Annotated in this window: 3 protein-coding genes; 2 read left to right on the forward strand and 1 reads right to left on the reverse strand. The window is 57.2% G+C overall.

The genetic code is table 11. The features are described 5' to 3' along the window. The first annotated feature begins 243 nt into the window (after window positions 1-243). Complete coding sequence (locus WCA53_RS29785; protein ID WP_423919764.1) at window positions 244-810, forward strand: Uma2 family endonuclease; 567 nt, start codon at window positions 244-246, stop codon at window positions 808-810. Between the two features lie 103 nt (window positions 811-913). Then, window positions 914-1183, forward strand: a complete 270-nt coding sequence (locus WCA53_RS29790) for a DUF1488 family protein (protein ID WP_423919769.1) — start codon at window positions 914-916, stop codon at window positions 1181-1183. Window positions 1184-2349: 1166 nt separating this feature from the next. Here the strand turns inward: WCA53_RS29790 and WCA53_RS29795 are convergent. Then, window positions 2350-3216: a transposase gene (locus WCA53_RS29795; protein WP_423919773.1), complete on the reverse strand. Its 867-nt coding sequence runs from the start codon at window positions 3214-3216 to the stop codon at window positions 2350-2352. Between the last annotated feature and the right edge of the window lie 16 nt (window positions 3217-3232).

Genomic DNA, 3232 nt, shown 5'->3' on the forward strand with positions numbered 1-3232 from the left:
CAAGAGGACCGGCTACGTCGACTGCTTGACCGTCTAGCGACCCTCCCAGTGCCGTCAATCTGGGACGAGGGAATCATGGAAGGTTAATTAGGATAACTAATCACCAAGGTGGCGGGGCCCGCCTCGAACACGTTGTTACTGTCAGGTAGGTCGGGGTTGCCGATTTCTTAGAAATAAGCAGGCCGCACGCGACGATGCTTGACTTGCCCGCATACACTGGATTTTCCGTCAGGACAGCGTGCAATGAAAACGCATTTACTACAAGCAAACTCTCTCCTTACCATTTGGCGAATGTTCGCGGTCCGGCGCCACCTCGATAACGTTGCATTTGAACTCAGTCCGGCCGGCGATATGTTGGTTCGAGATGAAGACCCCTGGCATCAAATAATTAAGACCGACGTGTTTTGCCAGCTCGCCATCCAACTGGGTCCTCGCGCGGCGTTACGGCTCCCTATCGTCACCCGGACTTTCGGCATCCGAGTTCCCGATATGGTCTGGATGCCGGAGGAGAAGTGGCCCGACGATGGTGCAGAGCAAGAGACCAATCCCTTAGCCTTCGCGCCGGACCTGTGCGTGGAAGTGCTGTTCGGAAAAGCCGTGTGCGCAACCAGTCTCGACAGCAGGACGCACGCCTACCTTTGCAGCGGAGCGGAGGAGGTCATCGTGGTGGGTGCCGACGGGACCGTAGAATTTCGTGGCCGCGAAGGTGTGCGCAGCCGCTCGGTGTTCGATGTAACGCTTGAGCTCGATACCTGCCTTCTTCTCTATGGTCCGACCGTAACAGCGTCCGCTGCCGCCTCGCCGCGCTAAGGGGCCTCGGGAAGGGCACTACTCGAACTTCAGGTGGCGGAGCGGAATTGCCCTTCCTTGTTATTAAATCGCATCTTCAAAAGCACGCCAGGTCATTGCAGTCATGGACATTCGAATCTCCCACGGCGCTATCGTTTCTGGCGACCGAAATTTGGTCGTCTTTGCTGCTCATTTCCGTGAGCGTTCCGTCCAATGCTCCATCGCACGTGAGGTGTTGGAGTTGTACTTCTGGGTGCCTGCAGGAGTAAGCGATGCGCACTTGCTCAAGGCCTACGTTCACGGCCGCAATCGGATTGAGGCGATAGTGAGCCGAAAACTCCTCGCAACACCAGGCGAAACGATTGGGCTAAGCGTGGCGGATTTCGCACGGTGAATTGCGCGGGACCGCGAACTCAAGTTGTTTGAACTAATGCCCGTAGCATCGCTCCTATCTGTCATACACCGATGGAGGGGCTAGTGAAGCAGCTCAAGATAGGCACCCAAGTCAAGCTAACCGACGAAAGAATTCAGCAGCTTGATAGCCGCTCCGCGACGCGGTACCGCGAGCGCGTTGGCGCGGTCGTCGGTTGCAGGCCCGGCGCGAAGGGTCCGCTTGTTGAATTCGACGCAGATGAAGGACGGCGCACTGAGATACTGCAGGACGTCGCGCCAGCGTACTTAACCGTTTTGCCCGCGTAACTACCTCGAAGATTTCGACGCGGGTGCCGAGGATGGTCTCGCCCCTGGAAAGGTAATCGACTGAGGGCAAGAAACCCTGCGGTCGGCGAAGCGTTGGTGCACAAGCGAGTCGCGATCGGGACTAATCTACTACGCCACCACGTTCGCAGCGTCTATATCAAGCGTGCCGAGTCGCGAGAGAATGTCGCAGGGGTTGCGTGGTTGCTGTCTCCATCGCTAGCAGATGAATAGGCAACCGCTTGGTCGCAGACCAAATCGGTAGTTTCAAATAGATAGTCATGGGGCTCAAGGACGCCGAGGTGTTCGCCATGGCCAGCGTATTCAGCGCCTCGCCAGTGTGTTGCGACGCTCCGGCTGTCGATTGACTGTGCCAACCCGCTGGTCGGCGCCGCACACGCAGTTGCCACATGAACTCGGTATGAGCCGCTACCGACGAATACACGATGCTTGGTCCGATACCGGGAGGCGGGTAGATACGCCAATCTTTCGGTCCATGATGAAAGAAAGTTAACGAAAAGAAACCCGCCGTGAGAGGGGCGCGAACGCAGACATACCTACAGGCGCCGGGATAGACGCGGCCGAAGTGCGACATGTGAGCCCCACTGTCGACTCCAAATCACCTGCTGACCTCATAGCGAAGAGGTGATTGATGACCTTTGGACATGCAACTGGTTGCGGGTTTTGACGCTGATTTCGTAGAGAGCGTTCGAACAAGCCTGAGGCGTAAATCGATGTCGGGTACGGCACGGTGAATATGCGAATATATGTTTCGTTATGCGAATATTAAGGTATCGACGGGTCGAGTTCGATCGCGACGCTGTGCCGAGCGCCGACGATGCTACGCAAAGCTGGAATGTGAGATCAGTTTCGGCAGTAGTGCCGCAGATTGATCATCGTATAGGCGAGTGTCTTTAACGCGTAGTGCACGTCACTGATGCGCTCGAAGCGCAGCAGCAGACGGCGAAACTTATCTTCCCAGGCAAAGACGCGTTCGATGGTCCTGAAGCGCTCCTCGAAGATGGTCGGATCAAAGCGCTGCTTGCGGCCCCGCTTCGGTGTTTTGCGCCCACGCGGGTTCTCGGGGATGTTCGGGGTCATGCCGCGATTGAAGATCGCCTTGCGGTTGTCCCGGCAATCGTAGACGCCATCCAGACTGACGGTTGAGCCTCGCAGGTCCGCGCCAATGGCGCGAGCCATGTCGGTGAGTCTGGGCAGCGCGTTGCGCAACAGCGGCGATTCGTTGCGGTTGCCCGGGGCCGTCACGAACGGCGCGATGATGTTGCAGTCGCGATCACAGAAGGCGACGACCTTGCAGCCCTTGAGATGCTTGTGTCCGCTATACCCGAGGTTGTCGCCGCCTTTCTTCGCTGCAGTGGTCGTGCCGTCGCCGTGGATGACTGAAAGCTCGAGAAGCTGGTCTTGATGAAGTCTATGTACGGTGCCCGAAAAGATCCGGTCGATGCTGCCATCAGCCTGCCAGCGCCGCATCATCCGGTAGATACGCGTGGGGTGGATTTCAGGCAGACCTTTTGCATTCCTGTCGATCGGCAGCATCTTCCAATGACATCCCATATAGAGCGCCTGCAGGATGTAGTTGAAGATCTTGTGCAACGACAGCGTCGGCGGCGGTCCTCGTCGGCCACGACTCAGGTGTAGCAAGACAAATTCCTCAAACTGCGCTTCACTCAATTTCGTCGGAATCGCTTGCCAGCGTCGGTTACCCGTCATTCGATGCGTCCAGAAA

It is taken from the genome of Caballeronia sp. (assembly GCF_049581465.1).
Classification (GTDB): domain Bacteria; phylum Pseudomonadota; class Gammaproteobacteria; order Burkholderiales; family Burkholderiaceae; genus Caballeronia.